Genomic DNA, 20,405 nt, shown 5'->3' on the forward strand with positions numbered 1-20,405 from the left:
TAATTTACTCAGCAGGTGGTGTAAATGTTCTTTGGGCTAGTTCTGTATCTAACATATAAAGGGCATTGCTGTTATCACGGATTCTTTGAAGTTTTTTAATGATACTATTAAAGGTTGATTCTTCTTCTACTTGTTCATCAATAAACCATCTTAAGAAACTAATGGTTGCGTGTTCTCTTTCTTCCATAGCAAGGTCTGTCAGCTTATAAATTCTTTGTGTTACTAATTTTTCATGCTCTAAACCTTTTTGAAATACATCTAAAATAGATGTATATTCATTTTGGGGTTCATCAAGGGCAGAAATTGTTACTCTTCCATCCATCTCAACCACATAATCAAAAAACTTCATTGCATGAAATCTTTCTTCTTCTGCTTGTACTTTAAAAAAGTTTGCAAATCCATCTAAGTCTTCTGAAGCACAATAAGCGGCCATAGCTAAATATAGATTTGCAGAAAAGAATTCAAATTTAATTTGTTCATTTAATTCTTTCATTAATTTTTCACTAATCATAAAAATCCTCCTTTGTTTATTATCATAACTATTTATTACCACAAAACCATATTTTTTAAACAAAAAAAGTAAAAGAGCAGCAATTTTTTGCTGCTCTTTAAGTTTAATTTTTTAATTATGGTGTATTGATTAGTATAAAAGCTATTCTTGAGAATTAAGTTCATCAATTAATGTGCTTATCTCTTGTTTTAAGCCTCTTACTTCTCTTTTTAAGCTGTATATAGTTTTATAAAGACTATTCATATCGCTCTTGCTAGGAAATGGTAGAAACTGTAGTTGTTCTTCGAGAACTTTATCAAAATTTTTCTTAAAAAGAACGCTAGCATCTGTAAGCTGACTTAGTAGCTTTGAAAAATCATCTGTACTAAATAGTGCTTTATAAGCTTCTTCATTTTGTTTCCACCAATATTCATAAAACTCCTTAAAAGTTTTCGGTTGAGTTCCGTTCTTTATCATATTTTGATAATCATAAATAATATTTTCCATAGTGTCTGTGCCTACACGATAAATGGTTGCAGAAAATTCATTAAGAGTGTTTACATATTTTGTAAAAGAATTTAAACTTTCCATTTGTTTTTCAAAATATTCTCTGCTTATACCAATCATAGGTGCAGAGAAGAGTTTGCCAAAAGTTTTTTCATAATTTTCTTTAAGAAGTTTTGTATAGTTTAATAAAGCATCTTTATCAGCTAGAGTAGTTTTAGCAAGGAGTTCCTGAAATTCTTTTCCATTTTTAATCCATGGATACCAAAATTTTTTTACTATATCAAAATAGGTTTCATAAATATCAATAGGTTGTTTTAATAGGCTTTGTATAGAGCTAGGAAAATAAGAAATGAAATGACTTGATAAAATTTCCATATAATCTTTTTGCCACTGACTATAAAACTGCATCATTTTATTAGGATCATTTTCTGAAATATTTTTCCAAAAATCGTATACCTTATAGTAAATGTCTGTATTAAAAGGTATTTTTCTAAAAATTTCTTCTGGAATATTTATATCAAACAACTCTAGGTTTGTTTTAAAAATATCATGATTCATTTTGATTAATTGATTAAAAAATTCCATAGAGTTTAAAAAAGGATTATTGAATTCCTTTGAATTTTCTTCAACAGTTTTAGGAATAAAATTTTCTTGAAAAGTATCAAACATTTTCTTTTGGGTATCAAACCATTGTTCCATTAGATTACCAAATAAGTTTTGTGAGATCATAGAAAATTCCCCTTTCGTATTTTTTGTTTAAGACTTCATTTTTTTTACGACAGCTTCTCCTATTACGATTTCAGTATTAGATTGATTGGTAACTACTGTTTTTAATATTAAGATTTGTTTTTCATCTTTTTTATCTATTACCTGGACGGTAGCTGTTAAAGTATCTCCTATAAAGCAAGGTGCTAAGAATTTTAAACTTTGGCTTAAGTATAGTGTATTCACGCCAGGTAATTTTGTGCCTAAAACAGCAGATATAAGAGAACTTGTCAACATACCATGGGCGATTCTTTTTTTAAAGATAGTTTTAGAGGCAAACGTATCATCAATGTGTATAGGATTAAAATCTCCTGTAATGGACGCAAATTTACGAATATCATTATCTGTTATGTTTTTTGACAAACTAGCTTTCTCTCCAATTGTTATTTCTTCGTATGGTCGATCTATTATCATAATGATCCCCCTTTCGTTTTCTTGAAAGTATACAAAATAATAGTATGAATAGAATTGAGTGCATATGACTAAAAAATAAAAAAGAATGAAAAAAATAAGACAGGTTCACTTTGAAGTGAACCTGTCTTATTTTAAAGGTTTATTTATTAAATAATTTTTGTTGGATATACTCCAAGCATATAGGTTGAACAAGGGCTAAGGAAATATTTATCTTTTGGAATAGATTCATTAATAAATTCTGCAATAAAACTGCTTTCTACTTCACTACTTATCATAACTAAAGGGGATTGACCTTTATATTCTATATTGTCATGCTGTTTTGGTAATAAAACATGGCATTCTTTTTCTATATTTTCTTCTTTCAAAATATCTATTATTTCTCTAATAACTTTTGATTGAGAGTAGTCAAATAAAGCCTTATTTGTATTGACATATGTCTTACTATTTTCATTTTCTTTACTTTTTAATTTTTCAACATATGCATTATAACCAATATCAAAGGCTTCTTTATCGTTTCTCCTGAGCCATGTACCGTATTTTTTGCCTCTGCATCGACCACCATTTTCATACATATCAGCTTTTGGAACGCCCAAAGTATTTAAATATTCCTCATACATTTTTTTTGTTATTTTCATTATGAAATACCTCCATGTGAATAAACTAGATAGATCCAGTATACTTTACCTGAAATTTAAAATACATTATATAGATATTTTTTCTGTAAATGGAACAAAATTCCTGCGTAAGAATGTAAAGTTTTCAAAACTTTCGCTCGACTACATTTTTTTGCATTTTTTGTGTTTTTGTATAAATTGGCTTTCAATAAAAAATTCAGTAAGATATATTTACTAAACTTATTGAAGAAAAAATAAAACTAGAAGGAATTTTCTGAATAGTAAAGAATATATAATTTAAAGAGTTGTCTAAATATTACAATAAATATTGGGCGAGGGGGAAATTCAATGAAGAAGTATATAAGTGATAAAATAAGAAATGTAGCATTAGTAGGTCATGGTGGCTGTGGAAAGACTGTACTAACAGAAGCAATGTTATATACAACGAAAGTTACGAATAGATTAGGAAGAACAGAAGATGGAAATACGGTATCAGATTTTGACAAACAAGAAATCGATAGAAAGCTTTCTATTAGTACAAGTTTAATTCCTATTGAATGGAAAGATCAAAAATATAATATATTAGATACACCAGGATACTTCGATTTTGTTGGAGAAGTGAATAGTGCATTAAGAATTGCAGGGGGGGCTATTATTGTAGTAGATGCAAGTTCAGGCGTAGAAGTTGGAACGGAAAAAGCTTGGAAATATACAAGCATGAGAAAAATGCCTAGATTTATATTTTTAAATAAAATGGATAAGGAAAACGTTAATTATGATAAAGTTATTAATGAATTAAGAGAAAAGTTCGGAAAAGCTATTGCGCCTTTTGCTATTCCATTAGGAACAGACAATGGATTAAGAGGGCTTGTAAATGTTGTAGATATGATTGCAAGGGAATATAACGGACAAGAATGTGTAGATGCCAAAATAAAAGAAGAATGGTTAGAAAGAATTCAACCTATTCGAGATATGTTGATCGAATCTGTAGCTGAGAGTGATGAAATATTAATGGAGAAATATTTTGAAGGAGAAGAATTCACTCCGGAAGAAATTCATGAAGGACTTCGTAAAGGAGTTTTAGAAGGAGATATTGTACCAGTATTAGTGGGTTCTGCAGTGAATAATATAGGTGTTCATACTTTGTTAAATATGATCGATACATACATGCCTACACCTAGGGATATGAAAGCTTATGAAGGAATCAATCCTAAGGATGGTAGTAAGATATTTAGAAATATTAATGTAAAAGACCCATTTTCTGCATTGGTATTTAAAACAATTGTTGATCCGTATGTAGGCAAAATTTCTCTGATGAAAGTGATTTCAGGAGAATTAACTCCAGATATGGAAGTATATAATCCAGAAAAGGATGAAGTAGAAAAAATAGGGAATATGTTTTTAATGAGAGGGAAAAACCAAATTGCAGTAGATAAAGTTGTGGCTGGAGATATTGTAGCTGTTGCAAAACTTCAATATGCACAAACGGGAGATACTTTATGTGATAAGAATAATCCAATACATTATAGTAAAATTGAGTTCCCGCAGCCGACATTATTTATGGCTGTTGAGCCTAAGAGTAAAGGTGATGAAGAAAAAATCAGTTCAGGGCTTAGTAAACTAACAGAAGAAGATCCTACTTTTACTGTGATTCGTAATAAGGAGACAAAGCAAACCCTTATAGGCGGACAAGGAGATATGCATATAGATGTAATTACAAGCAAACTTAAAAATAAATTTGGTGTAGATGTAGTGTTAGTAGATCAATTAATACCATATAGAGAAACAATTAAAGGAAAATCGGATGTACAAGGAAAGCATAAGAAACAGTCAGGTGGGCATGGACAATATGGAGATGTTAAGATAAGATTTGAACCAGCTCAAGAAGAATTTATATTTGAAGAGGAAATCTTTGGTGGAGCTGTACCAAAAAATTATATACCAGCTGTTGAAAAAGGACTTAGAGAATGTTTAGAGACTGGAGTTTTGGCAGGATTTCCAGTAGTAAATGTGAAAGCAGTTTTATATGATGGGTCCTACCATGATGTAGATTCTTCTGAAATGGCATTTAAGATTGCTGCATCATTGGCATTCAAAAAAGGAATGGAAGCAGCAAATCCAGTATTGCTTGAACCTATTATGCATGTGGAGATTATTGTGCCAGAAGATTATATGGGAGATATAATGGGAGATATGAATAAACGACGAGGAAGGATTCTTGGTATGGAACCAATTGGAGATGGAAACCAAAAAGTTATTGCTGAGGCACCACAAGCAGAACTATTTAAGTATGCAATAGATCTTCGATCTATGACACAAGCAAGGGGAAGTTTTACAATGGAATTTGCAAGATATGAAGAGGTTCCAGCGCATCTTAGTCCTAAAATTATTGAAGCTGTAAAAGAAAATAAAAAATAGAAATAAAGATGGTGCTTTTATGTGCCATCTTTATTTATTAGGAGGATAAGATATTATGCAGAATGAGAATAATATTATAAACAAGACAAAAACTAATGAAGAAAGAATAAGAAGGAGGTAAAGTATGATAGATCATTATATAAATTATGATAAGGAATTAGGAATGAATGCAAATACGAAGTTAATAGATTTATTAAAGGATGTTGGTGATGATGAGGAGTTGATTATTACCATGGAAGGAAATGATGCAGCTCAGTCAGATTATTTGTTTGACATACTAAAGAAGAATGGATTTGAGGTTTTGCCAAAGGGAGGACATGATGATAATAAATATCATATCATTGCTCATAGAAAGAGGGTTTAAAGAAAGTCAGTCATTGACTTTCTTTAAATTTTATAGAATTTTTCAATAAAGAGAAAAATAAATAGAGAATAATAGAAAAATAAAGATATTTTAATATATAAATGGATAATACTTATAAATGAGAAAAAATTAAATTTGAATGGAAAGAAAATTTTCATTAAAATAAAGTTAAAGTCAAAGAAAGTCAAATAAGGAGATGGATATGCCAAGAATAAGTGACCTTATTGAAATGTTTATAAAAGAATTATTACAAGATACAAATAATACAAGTGTTGAGATACAAAGAAATGAGCTCGCAAGTTATTTTAATTGTGCACCTTCCCAAATAAACTATGTATTAACGACTCGTTTTACCATAGATAAGGGTTATCTTATTGAGAGTAAAAGAGGTGGGGGAGGACATATAAAAATTATTAAGATGAATATTGACAGGAATCAGTATGTAAAGATATTACTCGATCAAATAGGAGACTCAATAAGCAAGATGAAGGCATTATCGATTATTAATATGCTAAAGGAGAAAAAATTTATTACAGAAAGAGAAGCTGTATTAATGAAAGCGGCTATTAGTGATCGAAGCATTCATACACCTATGAATATAAAGGATGAAATAAGAGCAAATTTATTAAAGCATATGATTGTTGCAATATTTAACCATAATGGGAGGGAATAGAAATGTTATGTGAAAATTGTAATAAAAGGCCTGCCACAGTACATTTGACTAAAATTTTAAATGACAAAAAAACAGAGCTACATTTGTGTGAACAATGCGCAAAGCAAAGCGAACAAATTGATTTTGAAACGTCTTTTTCTATTAATAATTTTCTAACAAGTCTTTTAGATTCTATACAGGATTCACCTATAAAAGTAGATTATATACAGGCAACAAAATGTGATTATTGCGGAATGACATATGGTAAGTTTAAGCAATTAGGAAGATTGGGATGTTCTAAATGCTATAGTGCTTTTAGGGAAAAATTAATTACATTGATAAAACGGATACAAGGAAATGAAAGGCATATAGGAAAAATTCCAAAAAGAGCAGGAGGCTCTATAAGAATTAGAAATGAAATAGGAGAACTAAAACGGAAGTTAAATGAAGCAATAAAGACAGAAGCGTTTGAAAAAGCAGTGGTACTAAGAGATAAAATAAGGGAATTAGAAAATCATTTAAGAGAAGAAATTTAGGGGGGGTTTGTATGACAAAGTGGATAGAAGGGTCAGGACCGGATAATGATATTGTTATTAGTAGTAGAATACGACTTGCGAGAAATTTAGAAGACTTTCCTTTTCCAGTGGCTCTAACTAAATCAAGAAGTAAAGAAGTTCTTAAAACAGTTTCAAATGCATTACTTGAAGGGAATAGTGTTTTAAGAAATGATTTTGACTCTATTACATTAGAAGAAGTACCTCAATTAGAAAGACAGGTCTTAGTAGAAAAGCATTTAATAAGTCCTAATTTGGCTGCAAATTTCGAAAAAAGTGGTGTACTTTTAAATAAAGATGAGTCTATAAGCATTATGATTAATGAAGAAGACCATATAAGGATACAATGTTTGCTTCCAGGGTTTCAGTTAGATGAGGCATGGGATACGGCTGATAAGATAGACGATGTATTAGAAGAGGAATTAAAATATGCTTTTGATGAGAAATTAGGTTATTTAACGTCTTGTCCAACAAATGTAGGAACAGGGATTCGTGCATCTGTTATGATGCATCTGCCAGCTCTTCATATGACTGGATATATCAATAGAATTTTACAAGCAGCAAATCAGATTGGGTTAGCTGTAAGAGGAATTTATGGAGAAGGAACTGAATTTATGGGGAATTTGTTTCAAATTTCAAATCAACTAACATTAGGAAGAAGTGAAAAGGATATAATAGATAATCTTAAAGATATTACAAGACAAATCATTCAAAAAGAGAGAGATGCAAGAAGCACTCTATTATCAAATAATCGTGCCCAGTTAGAAGATAAGATATACAGATCTTTTGGAATTTTATGCAATGCAAGAATTTTAACTTCTCAAGAGTGTATGAAGCTTTTATCAGAGGTGAGAGTTGGAATAGATCTGGGGATTTTAAAGGATGTTTCTATTGATAATATTAATGAAATTATGATTATGACCCAGCCAGGATATCTTCAAAAAATAGCTCAAAAACAGCTAAGCAGTAATGAAAGAGATATAAGGAGAGCAACTTTAGTTAGAGAGAAGATTAGAAGCAATAATTAGGTTGCATAATAGAAATAAAATAGTTAAACCTAAAATTATTAGGAGGTGTTATAGAATGGATATGTTTGCAAGATTTACAGAAAGAGCACAAAAGGTAGTAATTTTTGCACAAGAAGAGGCTAAAAGCTTACGACATAATTATGTTGGAACCGAGCATCTTTTATTAGGGTTAGTAAAAGAAGGGGGAGGAATTGCTGCTAAAGCTTTAACCAATATGGGTGTAAGCTTAGATAAAATAAAACAAAAAATAGTAAGTATGATTGGAGTAGGAAGTGAATTAAACCCACAATTATTAGGTTTTACTCCAAGAACAAAGAGAATATTTGAATTAAGTTTTGCAGAGGCTAGAAGATTAGGACATAACTATATAGGAACAGAACATTTATTATTAGGACTGATTCGAGAAGGAGAAGGAGTTGCTGCAAAGATATTAATAGATAGTGGAGTAAATCTTACAAAAGCAAGAGAAGAAGTAATGAAGCTTTTAGGAAGTACTATGTCACCAAATGGAGGAGAAGGTGTTTCATCAGTAAATAATAAAAATACTCCTACATTGAATAAATACGGAAGAGACTTAACAGAAATGGCGAGAGAAGGAAAACTTGATCCGGTTATTGGTAGAAGCAAAGAAATTGAAAGAGTTATACAAATTCTTAGCAGAAGAACAAAAAACAATCCTTGTTTAATAGGAGAGCCTGGAGTAGGAAAAACAGCTATAGCAGAAGGATTAGCTCAAAAAATAGTTGAGGGAAATATTCCAGAAATATTAAAGGATAAAAGAGTTGTTACATTAGATTTGGCTTCTATGGTAGCAGGAGCAAAATATCGTGGAGAATTTGAAGATAGATTAAAGAAAGTTATGGATGAGTTGAGGCAGTCAAAAGATGTTATTCTCTTTATTGATGAGATGCATACAATTATTGGTGCTGGTGGTGCAGAAGGTGCAATTGATGCATCAAACATTTTAAAACCTGCCTTAGCTAGAGGGGAAATACAAGCAATTGGGGCTACAACTTTAGATGAATATAGAAAACACATTGAAAAAGATGCAGCTTTAGAGAGAAGATTTCAACCAATTCATGTAGAAGAACCAACAGTAGAAGAAACAATACAGATACTAAAAGGGCTAAGAGATAAATATGAAGCTCATCATGGAGTAAAAATTACGGATAAAGCTATAGAAGCTGCTGCAAATCTTTCCCACAGATATATTACTGATAGATTTTTACCAGATAAAGCAGTAGATTTAATTGATGAAGCTGCATCAAAAATAAGATTAAAAATTGTAACACAGCCACCTGAATTAAAAGATTTAGAAGAGAAATTAGAAGAACTTGCAAAAGAAAAAGAAGAAGCTATCAGTGCTCAAGATTTTGAAAGAGCGGCAAGTGTTAGAGATAAAGAAAAGCAAGTAAAAGAAGAATTAGATAATAGAAAAAATAATTGGAGAGTAAATCAAACAGACAAAGCAACTGTTGGAGAAGAAGAAATTGCTGAAACTGTATCAAGCTGGACTGGAATTCCTGTTAAGAAACTTGCACAAGAAGAGTCAGAGAAATTGCTTCATATGGAAGAAATCCTCCATGAGAGAGTAATAGGTCAAGAAGAATCAGTAAAAGCTATTGCAAGAGCTGTAAGAAGAGCGCGTGTAGGATTAAAAGATCCAAAACGTCCAATAGGTTCTTTTATATTTCTTGGGCCTACAGGTGTAGGAAAAACTGAATTATCAAAAGCATTAGCAGAAGCATTATTTGGAGATGAAGATGCTTTAATTCGTATAGATATGTCCGAATATATGGAAAAACACGCTGTATCCAGATTGGTTGGCTCACCTCCAGGATATGTAGGCTATGAAGAGGGAGGACAGCTTACGGAGAAGGTAAGAAGAAAACCTTATTCAGTAGTTTTATTTGATGAAATTGAAAAAGCCCATCCAGATGTATTTAACATATTATTACAGATACTAGATGATGGAAGACTTACGGATTCAAAAGGAAAGGTTGTTGACTTTAAAAATACAGTAATAATTATGACTTCAAATGTTGGAGCTCATACTATTAAAAAGCAAAAAACTTTAGGTTTTGCAGAAAATGTAGAAGATGAAAAACAGAGTGCTTATGAAAAAATGAAGGAAAATGTAATGAGTGAATTGAGAAGAAACTTTAGACCAGAGTTTTTAAACAGAATAGATGAAGTTATTGTATTCCACGCATTAGAACAAGAACACATTAATGAAATTGTAGAGCTTATGATAAAAGATTTAACAAAGAGAATGAAAGAACTAAACATAAAGATAGAAATATCAGAGGCTGCAAAAAAATTGCTGGGAGAAAAAGGATTTGATCCAGAATATGGAGCAAGACCATTAAAACGTGCTATAAGAAGAATGCTTGAAGATGCATTATCAGAAGAAATATTAAAAGGAAATATTTCAAAAAATGATGATATATTTGTAGATGTAGAGGATGGAAAGATTGTGTTTAAAAATAAGGTGAAATTAAACAAGTAATAGAGCTGCTATTATAGCAGCTCTATTATTTAAGAAAAAATATTGTGTATGCTATAAAAATATGGTAATATTATAAAGAGAGTTCGCCAATTAAAAACACATGTTCTTCACGAACAAACATAAGAGGTGAAAGTTTTGACAGATAGAAAATTTCTTATTATTGATACTACAATTTTACCAGATATTTTTGAAAAGGTACTAAAAACTAAAGAATTATTAAGAACAGGAAAGGCAAAAGGGGTAACGGAGGCAACTCAAATGACAGGAATTAGTAGAAGTACTTTTTATAAATATAAAGATTATGTTTCTGCTCCATCTGAAGGAAGTAGGGGCCAGAAGGTAACTATTACGCTCTTATTAAACCATGCACCAGGGAATTTGTCTCAAATATTAAGTGTTATGGCAGAATGTAATTTAAATATATTAACGATTAATCAAGATATACCGATTAATGGGATTGCAAATGTAAGTATTACGTTTGATATTTCTGAAGCGAATGTGAGTATAGATGAAATTTTGGAAAAATTAAATCATTTAAAAGGAACATCAAGAGTAGAGCTTATTGCTATGGAATAGAAATGGGGATGGATGAATATGTTTAAAGTAAAGGTGCCAGCAACTACGGCGAATATGGGGCCTGGCTATGATGTTATGGGTATGGCTCTTACATTATATAATGAGTTTGAAGTACAAGAAAAAGCTTATGGTATAGAGTGTATAGGGTTTGGGGATATTCCATTAGAAGAAAATTTGATATATACTAGCATGAATAGAGCATTAAATATGTATGGCTACAAAAAAGATGGATTAAGAATCATTGCAAAGGAAATAAATATTCCAATTAGCAGAGGATTAGGGAGTAGTGCAGCATGTATTATTGGAGGAATAATGATTGCTAATAAGTTAATGGATAATATTTTAAGCAAAGAAGATATAATAAGAATTGGTACAAGCATAGAAGGACATCCTGACAATATTGTACCTGCTGTTACAGGTGGAATGACAGTATCAATATATGAAGAGGATGAAGTTATTTATTCAAAGGTAAATGTTCCTAAAAACTTGAGATTTGTAGTAATGATACCTAAGTTTACTGTTTCTACTCATGAAGCAAGAAAAGTAGTTCCAGAAAGTTATAGCAAAAATGATTGTATATTTAATATATCTAGAGTAGCTATGCTTGTAGCAAGCATGAATAATGGAGAAATTGAAAAATTAAGAATAGCTACAGAGGATAAAGTGCACCAGCCTTATAGATCTAAGTTAATTCCCAATATAGACAAAATATTTAAGCATGCAAGATACTTAGGATCTAAATCAGAAGTAATAAGCGGGTCGGGGTCTACTTTAATGGTTATGATTGATAAAGAAAATATTGATTTTAAAGAAAAGATGCAAGGATTTCTGAAAAATATTCAAGGATCTTGGCAGGTAAGAGTATTAGAAGTAGATACGGAAGGTGCTAAAATATTGTAAAAAAGATTATATGGACATTTTGTTCATATAATCTTTTTTTATCTATATTAACCATCTGTTGACTATGCTAGAATGAAAGTATAAAATCACAATATATAGGATATAGTTTTTATAAGAAGATAAAACCGGATTGGAGGAAGAAATGGCAAAAAAAGAAAAAACTATTTTTGTGTGCCAAAACTGTGGATATGAAAGCCCTAAATGGATGGGGCAGTGTGTATGTGGTAAATGGAATACTATGGTAGAAGAAAAAGTAGTATCAATAAGTCAATATAAAAAGTCACCTACTATTACGAGTTCTACAAAACCATTACCTATAAAAGAAATAAAATCTGGTTCTTATGATAGATTTGACACTCATATAGAAGAATTAAACCGTGTATTAGGAGGAGGGTTGGTAAAGGGATCATTAACACTAATTTCAGGTGAGCCAGGTATTGGTAAATCTACTTTGATCCTACAAGCTAGCAGTATAATTGCTAAGGAATATGGCATAGTACTTTATGTTTCGGGAGAAGAATCAGAAGAGCAAATAAAAATGCGTGCTGAAAGGCTAAATGCAATAGAAGATAGATTAATGATTGTATCAGAAACTAATGTAGATGTGATTAAAGAATATATTAATCAATTAAATCCTGTTCTTGTGATTATAGATTCAATACAGACACTATTTAAACCAGATTTATCATCTGCTCCTGGTAGTGTTTCTCAAGTTAGAGAATGTACAAATCAGATTATGTATACAGCAAAAACGAGAGATATACCTATATTTATTGTAGCTCATGTAACAAAAACAGGAGAATTGGCAGGGCCTAGAATTCTTGAGCATCTTGTTGATACAGTACTACATTTTACTGGGGAGCGAACCCAAGAATTTAGAGTAATTAGGGCTTTGAAAAATCGTTTTGGAACTACTAGTGAAATTGGTGTTTTTGAGATGAAAGAAGAAGGTTTGGTAGAAGTTTCTAATCCATCAGAAATATTTTTAGAAGGATTAACGGATACAGAAGGAGCTATTGTTATAAGTAGTTTAGAAGGAACGAGACCTTTGCTTTTAGAAGTTCAGGCGTTGGTTGCACCAACGAATCTGGGTTTTGCAAGAAGAGCATCTATAGGTATAGATATAAATCGATTAAATTTAATATTAGCAGTCTTAGAGAAAAAAGTAGGAGTTCCTCTAATGAATCAAGATGTTTATGTAAATGTTGTAGGTGGACTTAAGCCTGAAGGAACCTCATCAGACTTAGGAGTGGCATTAGCTATATATTCAAGCATGAGAGGATTATCAATTCATACTACCACTACCATTGCTATTGGGGAAATTGGTCTAACCGGAGAATTAAGACCTGTTTCAAATATTGAAAAAATGATTAAAGAAGCAGGAAAAATGGGATTTAAAAAATGTATATTACCTAAAAAGAGTACAAAAAAAATACAACTGAATGAATCTATTCAGTTAGTAGGAGCAAATTCTCTAAAAGAGGCAATAGATTATATGTTTTTTGAAAATTAATGGAAATAGGGCTTTAATAGAAGGGGGTTAATATAATATAATATTTAAGATAGGCTAAATGATGTTGGGAGGACAATACAATTGGTAAAAGAAGATAGAATAAAAGAAGAAGGTATAATTGAATCTATTAAGATATTAGCTCCTGGAACACCATTAAGAGAGGGATTAGAGAATATATTAAGGGCAAAAACAGGTGCGTTGATTGTGATAGGAGATAATGAAGAAGTAATGGATTTAGTTGATGGAGGTTTTTATATAAATGTTGATTTATCAACTGCTTACCTATACGAATTGGCAAAAATGGATGGTGCAATCATACTAAGTTCTGATGCTAAAAAGATATTATATGCCAACACGCAATTAATTCCTGATCCTTCTATTCCCTCTTCGGAAACAGGAATAAGACATAGAACTGCTGAGAGGGTTGCAAGACAAACAGGACTCATTGTTATATCAATTTCTCAAAGAAGAAATATAATAACAATTTACAAAGGGTATTCTAAATATATTGTCCAAGATACAAACAAAATTTTAAATAAAGCAAATCAGGCTATCCAGACTTTGGAAAAATATAGAAAAGTATTAGATCAAGCAATGATCAATTTAAGTGCCTTAGAATTTGAAGATTTGGTTACAATTCAAGATGTAGCTGTAGTGTTGCAGAGAACAGAGATGGTTATGCGTATAGTTTCAGAAATAGAAAAATATATAAGTGAATTAGGAAATGAAGGACGTCTTGTAAGCATGCAGCTAGAAGAATTACTAGCTAACGTAAGAGAAGATGGTCAGTATGTTATTGAAGACTATATGATACAAGATGAAAATATAGACTATAATACAATTAGTAGACAGATAAAAAATTTATCTTCTGAGGAATTGTTAGATCTATCTAATATTGGGAAAATACTAGGTTATAATAGTGGGTTAAATGGTTTGTTAGATATGCCTATTTCACCAAGAGGATACAGAATTTTAAGTAAAATTCCAAGACTCCCTTTGACGGTTATTCAAAATGTAGTAAATCATTTTAAAGATTTTCAAAAGATATTAAAAGCATCAATAGAAAACTTAGACGATGTAGAAGGAATTGGAGAGGTTAGAGCACGAGCTATAAAAGAAGGGTTAAGAAGGGTACAAGAACAAGTATTGTTAGATAGACACATTCGTTAAGAAAAACACTAATGATTTATCATTAGTGTTTTTTAATATAGACTATATTTCCCTAAGGTGTCGATATTTTTTTGTTGTTTATTTAAAATTTCATATATATCAAGATTTAGTGAATTGCAAATGGCTACTAGATAAAATAAATGATTCCCCATCTCTTCTTCAATTTTATCTTTGCAAATATCACAAAGTTCTCCTGAAATATGATTGCTCATAAAACGTTTTAGTTCTTCGTAAGAAATATTATCGGGTATATCTTGCTTTTTTGCATTTATATGTATGCATCCACAATTTGTAGTAGATTTTATAATAGATCTATTTACTTTAGCGCAGCTTTCTTGATATTTTGATATAATATCTAGAATGCTTTTATGACGAATAAGTACATCAGAAACACTCTTTTGAAATTTATTAAGAACTGAGTCGCCCATTTTTTATATCACCTCTATAGATAAAATAAGGAGTTGGAATTTTCACAATTTAACTTTATTCTAGCATATTATAGCTAAAAATAAAAGGTCATTCAAAGAAATTAAATAGGTGTAAATAATGGAAAAAATTCTATATGATAGATTTTGAAAAAAGAAAAAAGAGGCATTTATCATGGTAAAATTTTAAAAAATACATGCCTAAATTGAGAAAAATAAAGTTGACAACAACAAGAGCATGTGATAAAATAATTATTTTCTTGACAGAACCCTACCCCTTGTTGTATACTATATATAGGCAATGTGCAATGTGGGAGGTTTTGCTCAATGTTTAATATTGGTGATAAGGTTGTTTATCCTATGCATGGTGCGGGAATTATTGAATCGATAGAAGAAAAAGAGATACTAGGAACGAAGCGGAAATATTACATTATGAGGATGCCCCTAGGAGATATGAAAGTAATGATACCTCTTGATAATGTAAATGATGTTGGATTAAGACAAATTATATCAATGACAGAAGTGGATCAAGTAGTAGCCGTTTTAAATGATGATATTTCTAAGATGCCTAAAAATTGGAATAGGCGATATAGAGCAAATATGGATAAGATAAAAAGCGGAGACATATATGAGGTTGCCATGGTAGTTAGGAATTTGACCCTTAGAGATAGAGAGAAAGGCCTATCAACAGGGGAAAGAAAAATGCTTGCTAATGCAAAACAGATTTTAATTAGTGAAATTGTATTAGCTAAAGGAATGAAAGAAAAAGATGTTGAAGACTTAATTGATACGGCTATTCAATAATTCTGAAAATGTGAGGAGCGTCATAAAGACGCTTCATTTTTGTTAGTTTCATGAGAAGAAATTACCAAAATATACAAATTGTATTGAAATAAGGAATGATTTAGTTATAAAATAAAGTTATGTGGTTATACTTAAAGATAGGAGGTGAGTGCACATATGTTTAATAAAATTGTTAGAGGGGCTTTAACGTTAGCTGGTGCTTCTGTAGGATATGCAATGGCTATGCTCTTAACAAAATTAGCTATAGTGCAAAGTTTTATACAAATACCTGAAATAACACCTATAATGGGAATTGTTATTAACGTTATTGGTGCAATTGCTGGTGGAATTATATTTTTTATTATTACTCCGTGGTTGATGGAAAAAGGTTTAAGTTCAGCAAATTGGATAGAGGGAGAACTGCAAAAAATTCCTACAACAGATATGATTATTGGTTCGGTAGGATTGATTATAGGACTTTTTATTGCATATTTAATTAGTCAATTGTTAATGGGAATATCTATTCCTTTTGTTGGAACTATTTTATCAATTTTACTGTATATATTTTTAGGATACTTAGGTGTAAGTCTTGCTACGAAGAAAAGAGATGATTTAGGGAATTTATCAAACTTACTAAAAAAAACTACATTACTTAAGGAAAAAGAAGACACAAAGACTAAAAACGATAGCATACCTAAAATATTAGATACAAGTGTTATTATTGACGGTAGGATTGCAGATATTACAAAAACTGGATTTGTGGAAGGGCCTATTGTAATTCCTGAATTTGTTCTTGAAGAACTAAGACATATTGCAGATTCTTCAGATAGTTTAAAAAGAGCAAGAGGTAGGAGAGGACTAGATATTTTAAATCGTATACAGAAGGAACTTCAAGTAGAAGTACAAATTACTGATAAAGATTTTGAAGAGGTTGCAGAAGTTGATATTAAACTTTTAAGGCTTGCTCAGTTTATGGGAGGAAAAGTTGTAACGAATGATTATAATTTGAATAAAGTAGCTGAACTGCAAGGAGTACCAGTATTAAACATTAATGAATTGGCTAATGCAGTAAAACCAGTAGTGCTACCAGGTGAAGAAATGATTGTGCAAGTAATTAAAGAAGGAAAAGAATCAGGTCAAGGAGTAGCATACTTAGATGATGGAACTATGATTGTTGTAGAAGGTGGAAGAAAACATATCGGAGAAACAATGGATGTATTGGTTACAAGTGTATTGCAAACGGCGGCAGGCAGAATGATATTTGCAAAACCAAAAGTAGTTGATAAAACAGCATAATATTTTATAATAAAATTATACCCAGCATATGCTGGGATTTATTTTGATTATTAGGAGTGAATAACTTGTATAAGGATAAATTTGTTTCTGTTATTATTGCAGCAGCAGGACAAGGAAAAAGAATGAATAGTAAAGTGAATAAACAGTATTTGAAGCTTTGTAATAAGCCTGTATTAGCTCATACTATTGATATTTTTGAAAAATGCTCATGGGTAGATGAGATTATTGTTGTAACACATTCAAATGAAATAGAATATTGCAAAGAGAATGTCATAAAGGTTTATGGATTTAAAAAAGTTATAAGAGTCATAGCTGGAGGAAGTACAAGGCAGGAATCTGTATTTAATGGATTAAAGTCAGTAGATAAAAGGTGTAGTATTGTAATGATTCATGACGGTGCAAGACCATTCATAAGAGAGGAATATATTTTAAACAGTATAGATGAAGCTGTTAAATATAAAGCTGTAGGTATTGGAGTTTATGTAAAAGATACAATAAAGGTAGTAGATGAAGATGGATATATTGTTAATACGCCTGATAGAAAATTTCTTTGGGCTATACAAACTCCTCAAACTTTTGATTATGATCTTTTAATGAAAGCTTATGAAAAAGCAATAAAAGAAGGATTCTTAGGAACAGATGATACAAGTTTAGTAGAAAGAATAAATCAAAAGGTTAAGATGATTATGGGAAGTTATGATAATATCAAAATCACTACGCCGGAAGATTTATATATAGGAGAAGCAATTTTAAAAAGTAGAGAAAATTAAGGAGGGTAATGTATGAGAGTTGGTATGGGCTATGATGTACATAAATTGGTAAAAGGAAGGAAATTAATCCTTGGTGGAGTAGAAATTTCTTATGAAAAAGGATTATTAGGACATTCTGATGCAGACGTTTTGCTTCATGCTATAAAAGATTCGCTGCTTGGGGCAGCAGCACTTGGAGATATTGGTAAGCATTTTCCAGATACGGATGAAAGGTTTAAGGGTGTTTCAAGTATAAAATTATTATTAGAAGTAAAAAATATGCTTATTAATAGAGGTTATAAGGTTAATAATGTAGATGCAACTATTATTGCTCAAAAGCCAAAGATGGCGCCTTATATTGAAGAAATGAGAAAAAATATAGCAAACGCATTAGGAGTAGAAGTGGATAGAATAAATGTAAAGGCTACAACTACGGAAGGGTTAGGATTTACTGGTACAGGTGAAGGAATTGCTGCTCAAGCAATAGCAAGTATTGAGAGATTTTCTGTTGACAAATAAGGTTGAATTGGTTAATATGTACTTAAGTTAAATATAGATAAAAGCTGTGATAGGGAATATTAGAATAGATAATCCTTTATAACGAAACTAAGAAAGTTCCATTTGGAATTAACTAGAGTGGTACCGCGGAAAAATTTAACCTTTCGTCTCTATAGAGCTGTTGAGATGGAAGGTTTTTTAATGTAAAGGAGAGAATAGTCATGAGAATGTCAAGAATGTATCTTCATACCTTAAGAGAAGTGCCTAGTGATGCAGAAATACCAAGTCATAAATTATTGCTCAGAGCAGGAATGATTAAAAAGCTTGTTTCTGGAGTTTATGGCTATATGCCTTTAGGCTATAGGGTGATAAGGAAAATTGAGCAAATTATTAGAGAAGAGATGGACAAAAAGGGTGCTCAAGAATTATTAATGTCAGCTGTTCAACCAGCAGAACTTTGGAAAGAATCAGGAAGATGGTTTGACTTTGGTCCAGAAATGTTCCGTTTAAAGGATAGGCATGATAGAGAATTTTGTTTAGGGCCTACCCATGAAGAGGTATTTACTGATATTGTAAGAAACGATGTGAAATCCTATAAGGAGCTTCCTTTAAATATCTATCAAATCCAAACAAAGTATAGAGATGAAAAAAGACCAAGATTTGGACTTATGCGATCTCGTGAATTTATAATGAAGGATGCGTATTCTTTTGATAGAGATTGGGAAGGATTAGATAAAAGTTATTGGGATATGTATGATGCTTATAGCAAAATTTTTACAAGATGTGGACTAAAATTTAGACCTGTTGAAGCAGATACAGGGGCAATGGGAGGAAGTGATTCCTATGAGTTTACAGCCTTATCTGATTTTGGTGAAGGGGTAATTGCTTATTGTGATGCGTGTGATTTTGCAGCTACAACAGAAAGAGCCGCTTGTTTAGTAGACATTCCTAAGCAGGATTTAGAGGAAAAGGAATTAAGAGAGATTCATACACCGAATGTAAAGACGATTGAAGAACTTGAAGGATTTTTAAATGTAGAAGGACATAGATTGTTAAAAACTCTTTTATTCAAAGTAAAAGGTAAATTGGTTGCAGCAGTAATAAGAGGAGATCGAGAATTAAACGAAACAAAATTAATTAATGCTTTAAAGATTCCAGAACATGAATTAGAGTTTGCAACCCCAGAAGATATTAAAGAATATACAAAAGCAGAAGTTGGATTTGCAGGACCGGTAGGACTTAAAAATGTAATGATAGTTGCAGATGAAGAGGTTCCTAAGCTTAAGAATTTGATTACAGGAGCTAATAAAACAGATTATCACATAGAAAATGTAAACTATGGAAGAGATTTCGAAGCAGATATTATAACTGATTTAAAATTAATCCAAGAAGGAGACAAATGTCCAAAATGCCAAGGGCCTGTTAAATTAGCAAGAGGTATTGAAGTTGGACAAATTTTCAAATTAGGAACAAAATATAGTGAAGTTTTTGGTGCTAAATATACAGATGAAAATGTAAAAGAACAGCCTATGGTGATGGGATGTTATGGTATAGGTGTTTCTAGAACTATGGCAGCTATTATTGAACAGCACCATGATGAAAATGGTATTATATGGCCGTTGGAAGTAGCACCTTATCACGTTATAATTTCTGTGGTAAATGTTAAAAATGAAGAACAAATGAAGCTAGGTGAAAAATTATATCAAGAGTTATTAAATGCAAATGTAGAAGTGTTGTTAGATGATCGTCCTGAAAGAGCAGGCGTTAAGTTTAAAGATGCAGATCTTATAGGAATTCCAATTAGAATTACAGTAGGAAAGAAAGCATCAGAAGGAATTGTGGAGTATAAGTTAAGAAGCGAAGAAGATAAACAAGAATTTATGTATGATAAAGCAGTTTCAAATGTATTAGAAATGTTGAAAAAAGCTGGTATAAAGTAAAATACATACCCTCTACAGAGGGTATTTGAGCTTGTTGATAAAGTTATATTTATATTGAAAAATAACGCTTATAAACAAAGCTTTATAGAAAACTAAGATTCATTCGCTTTTATTTTCCACTCATAAATTATATTTTATATACAATAAGATACCCTCTAAAGAGGGCATTTTCTTTTTAGAATATAAACAGAAGAAGAGGGTAAAATATGATACAAAATCAAATTTGTTGATAATAAAAGA

The 20,405-nt window shown here is 31.1% G+C and carries 20 protein-coding genes; 15 read left to right on the top strand and 5 right to left on the bottom strand.

The window, feature by feature from the left end; genetic code table 11:
• Positions 1-4 precede the first annotated feature (4 nt).
• The 4 genes from FQB35_RS01400 to FQB35_RS01415 all read right to left on the bottom strand — a co-directional run bounded on the left by FQB35_RS01400 (position 5) and on the right by FQB35_RS01415 (position 2,811).
• Complete coding sequence (locus FQB35_RS01400) at positions 5-511, bottom strand: ferritin (RefSeq protein WP_148808198.1); 507 nt, start codon at positions 509-511, stop codon at positions 5-7.
• A 141-nt stretch (positions 512-652) separates the two neighbouring features.
• A complete protein-coding gene (locus tag FQB35_RS01405) occupies positions 653-1,726 on the bottom strand; it encodes a poly(R)-hydroxyalkanoic acid synthase subunit PhaE (protein WP_148808199.1) in 1,074 nt (357 codons plus the stop codon).
• A 27-nt stretch (positions 1,727-1,753) separates the two neighbouring features.
• Positions 1,754-2,176 (bottom strand): MaoC family dehydratase, encoded by a 423-nt coding sequence (locus FQB35_RS01410; RefSeq protein WP_148808200.1) that lies wholly within the window; start codon positions 2,174-2,176, stop codon positions 1,754-1,756.
• Positions 2,177-2,322: 146 nt separating this feature from the next.
• Positions 2,323-2,811: a hypothetical protein gene (locus FQB35_RS01415; RefSeq protein WP_148808201.1), complete on the bottom strand. Its 489-nt coding sequence runs from the start codon at positions 2,809-2,811 to the stop codon at positions 2,323-2,325.
• A gap of 327 nt (positions 2,812-3,138) precedes the next feature.
• Between FQB35_RS01415 and fusA the strand changes: the two genes are divergently transcribed.
• The 10 genes from fusA (at position 3,139) to disA (ending at position 14,474) form a co-directional block, all read left to right on the top strand.
• The gene (gene fusA / locus FQB35_RS01420) at positions 3,139-5,208 is read left to right on the top strand and encodes an elongation factor G (protein WP_148808202.1); all 2,070 of its coding nucleotides are present in this window, start codon (positions 3,139-3,141) and stop codon (positions 5,206-5,208) included.
• Positions 5,209-5,332: 124 nt separating this feature from the next.
• The gene (locus tag FQB35_RS01425) at positions 5,333-5,572 is read left to right on the top strand and encodes a hypothetical protein (RefSeq protein ID WP_148808203.1); all 240 of its coding nucleotides are present in this window, start codon (positions 5,333-5,335) and stop codon (positions 5,570-5,572) included.
• 202 nt (positions 5,573-5,774) lie between these two features.
• Positions 5,775-6,245 (top strand): CtsR family transcriptional regulator, encoded by a 471-nt coding sequence (locus FQB35_RS01430; RefSeq protein ID WP_207707325.1) that lies wholly within the window; start codon positions 5,775-5,777, stop codon positions 6,243-6,245.
• A gap of 2 nt (positions 6,246-6,247) precedes the next feature.
• The gene (locus FQB35_RS01435; protein ID WP_148808205.1) at positions 6,248-6,760 is read left to right on the top strand and encodes a UvrB/UvrC motif-containing protein; all 513 of its coding nucleotides are present in this window, start codon (positions 6,248-6,250) and stop codon (positions 6,758-6,760) included.
• Positions 6,761-6,771: 11 nt separating this feature from the next.
• Positions 6,772-7,806: a protein arginine kinase gene (locus FQB35_RS01440; protein ID WP_148808206.1), complete on the top strand. Its 1,035-nt coding sequence runs from the start codon at positions 6,772-6,774 to the stop codon at positions 7,804-7,806.
• Positions 7,807-7,867: 61 nt separating this feature from the next.
• Positions 7,868-10,315, top strand: coding sequence for an ATP-dependent Clp protease ATP-binding subunit (locus tag FQB35_RS01445; RefSeq protein ID WP_207707366.1), 2,448 nt, complete (start codon positions 7,868-7,870; stop codon positions 10,313-10,315).
• Positions 10,316-10,450: 135 nt separating this feature from the next.
• Positions 10,451-10,891: an ACT domain-containing protein gene (locus tag FQB35_RS01450; RefSeq protein ID WP_148808208.1), complete on the top strand. Its 441-nt coding sequence runs from the start codon at positions 10,451-10,453 to the stop codon at positions 10,889-10,891.
• Positions 10,892-10,909: 18 nt separating this feature from the next.
• The gene (gene thrB / locus FQB35_RS01455) at positions 10,910-11,791 is read left to right on the top strand and encodes a homoserine kinase (protein ID WP_148808209.1); all 882 of its coding nucleotides are present in this window, start codon (positions 10,910-10,912) and stop codon (positions 11,789-11,791) included.
• Between the two features lie 142 nt (positions 11,792-11,933).
• Entirely contained in the window at positions 11,934-13,304 is a 1,371-nt protein-coding gene (gene radA, locus FQB35_RS01460) for a DNA repair protein RadA (protein ID WP_148808210.1), read from the top strand.
• Between the two features lie 81 nt (positions 13,305-13,385).
• Positions 13,386-14,474: a DNA integrity scanning diadenylate cyclase DisA gene (gene disA / locus FQB35_RS01465; RefSeq protein WP_148808211.1), complete on the top strand. Its 1,089-nt coding sequence runs from the start codon at positions 13,386-13,388 to the stop codon at positions 14,472-14,474.
• Between the two features lie 32 nt (positions 14,475-14,506).
• On the opposite strand, the gene FQB35_RS01470 is transcribed toward disA, so the two are convergent.
• Positions 14,507-14,902 (bottom strand): nucleoside triphosphate pyrophosphohydrolase family protein, encoded by a 396-nt coding sequence (locus FQB35_RS01470; protein WP_148808212.1) that lies wholly within the window; start codon positions 14,900-14,902, stop codon positions 14,507-14,509.
• 324 nt (positions 14,903-15,226) lie between these two features.
• Between FQB35_RS01470 and FQB35_RS01475 the strand changes: the two genes are divergently transcribed.
• From FQB35_RS01475 to FQB35_RS01495, 5 genes are all read left to right on the top strand, one after another.
• Entirely contained in the window at positions 15,227-15,703 is a 477-nt protein-coding gene (locus FQB35_RS01475) for a CarD family transcriptional regulator (RefSeq protein WP_148808213.1), read from the top strand.
• Positions 15,704-15,859: 156 nt separating this feature from the next.
• Complete coding sequence (locus FQB35_RS01480) at positions 15,860-16,978, top strand: PIN/TRAM domain-containing protein (RefSeq protein WP_148808214.1); 1,119 nt, start codon at positions 15,860-15,862, stop codon at positions 16,976-16,978.
• A 56-nt stretch (positions 16,979-17,034) separates the two neighbouring features.
• Entirely contained in the window at positions 17,035-17,748 is a 714-nt protein-coding gene (ispD, locus tag FQB35_RS01485; protein WP_333473042.1) for a 2-C-methyl-D-erythritol 4-phosphate cytidylyltransferase, read from the top strand.
• Between the two features lie 12 nt (positions 17,749-17,760).
• Positions 17,761-18,246 (top strand): 2-C-methyl-D-erythritol 2,4-cyclodiphosphate synthase, encoded by a 486-nt coding sequence (gene ispF, locus FQB35_RS01490; RefSeq protein WP_148808216.1) that lies wholly within the window; start codon positions 17,761-17,763, stop codon positions 18,244-18,246.
• Positions 18,247-18,446: 200 nt separating this feature from the next.
• On the top strand, positions 18,447-20,165 hold the full coding sequence (locus FQB35_RS01495) for a proline--tRNA ligase (RefSeq protein WP_148808217.1): 1,719 nt from the start codon (positions 18,447-18,449) through the stop codon (positions 20,163-20,165).
• Positions 20,166-20,405: the final 240 nt, after the last annotated feature.

The sequence above is a fragment of the Crassaminicella thermophila genome (assembly GCF_008152325.1).
GTDB classification, from domain to species: domain Bacteria; phylum Bacillota; class Clostridia; order Peptostreptococcales; family Thermotaleaceae; genus Crassaminicella_A; species Crassaminicella_A thermophila.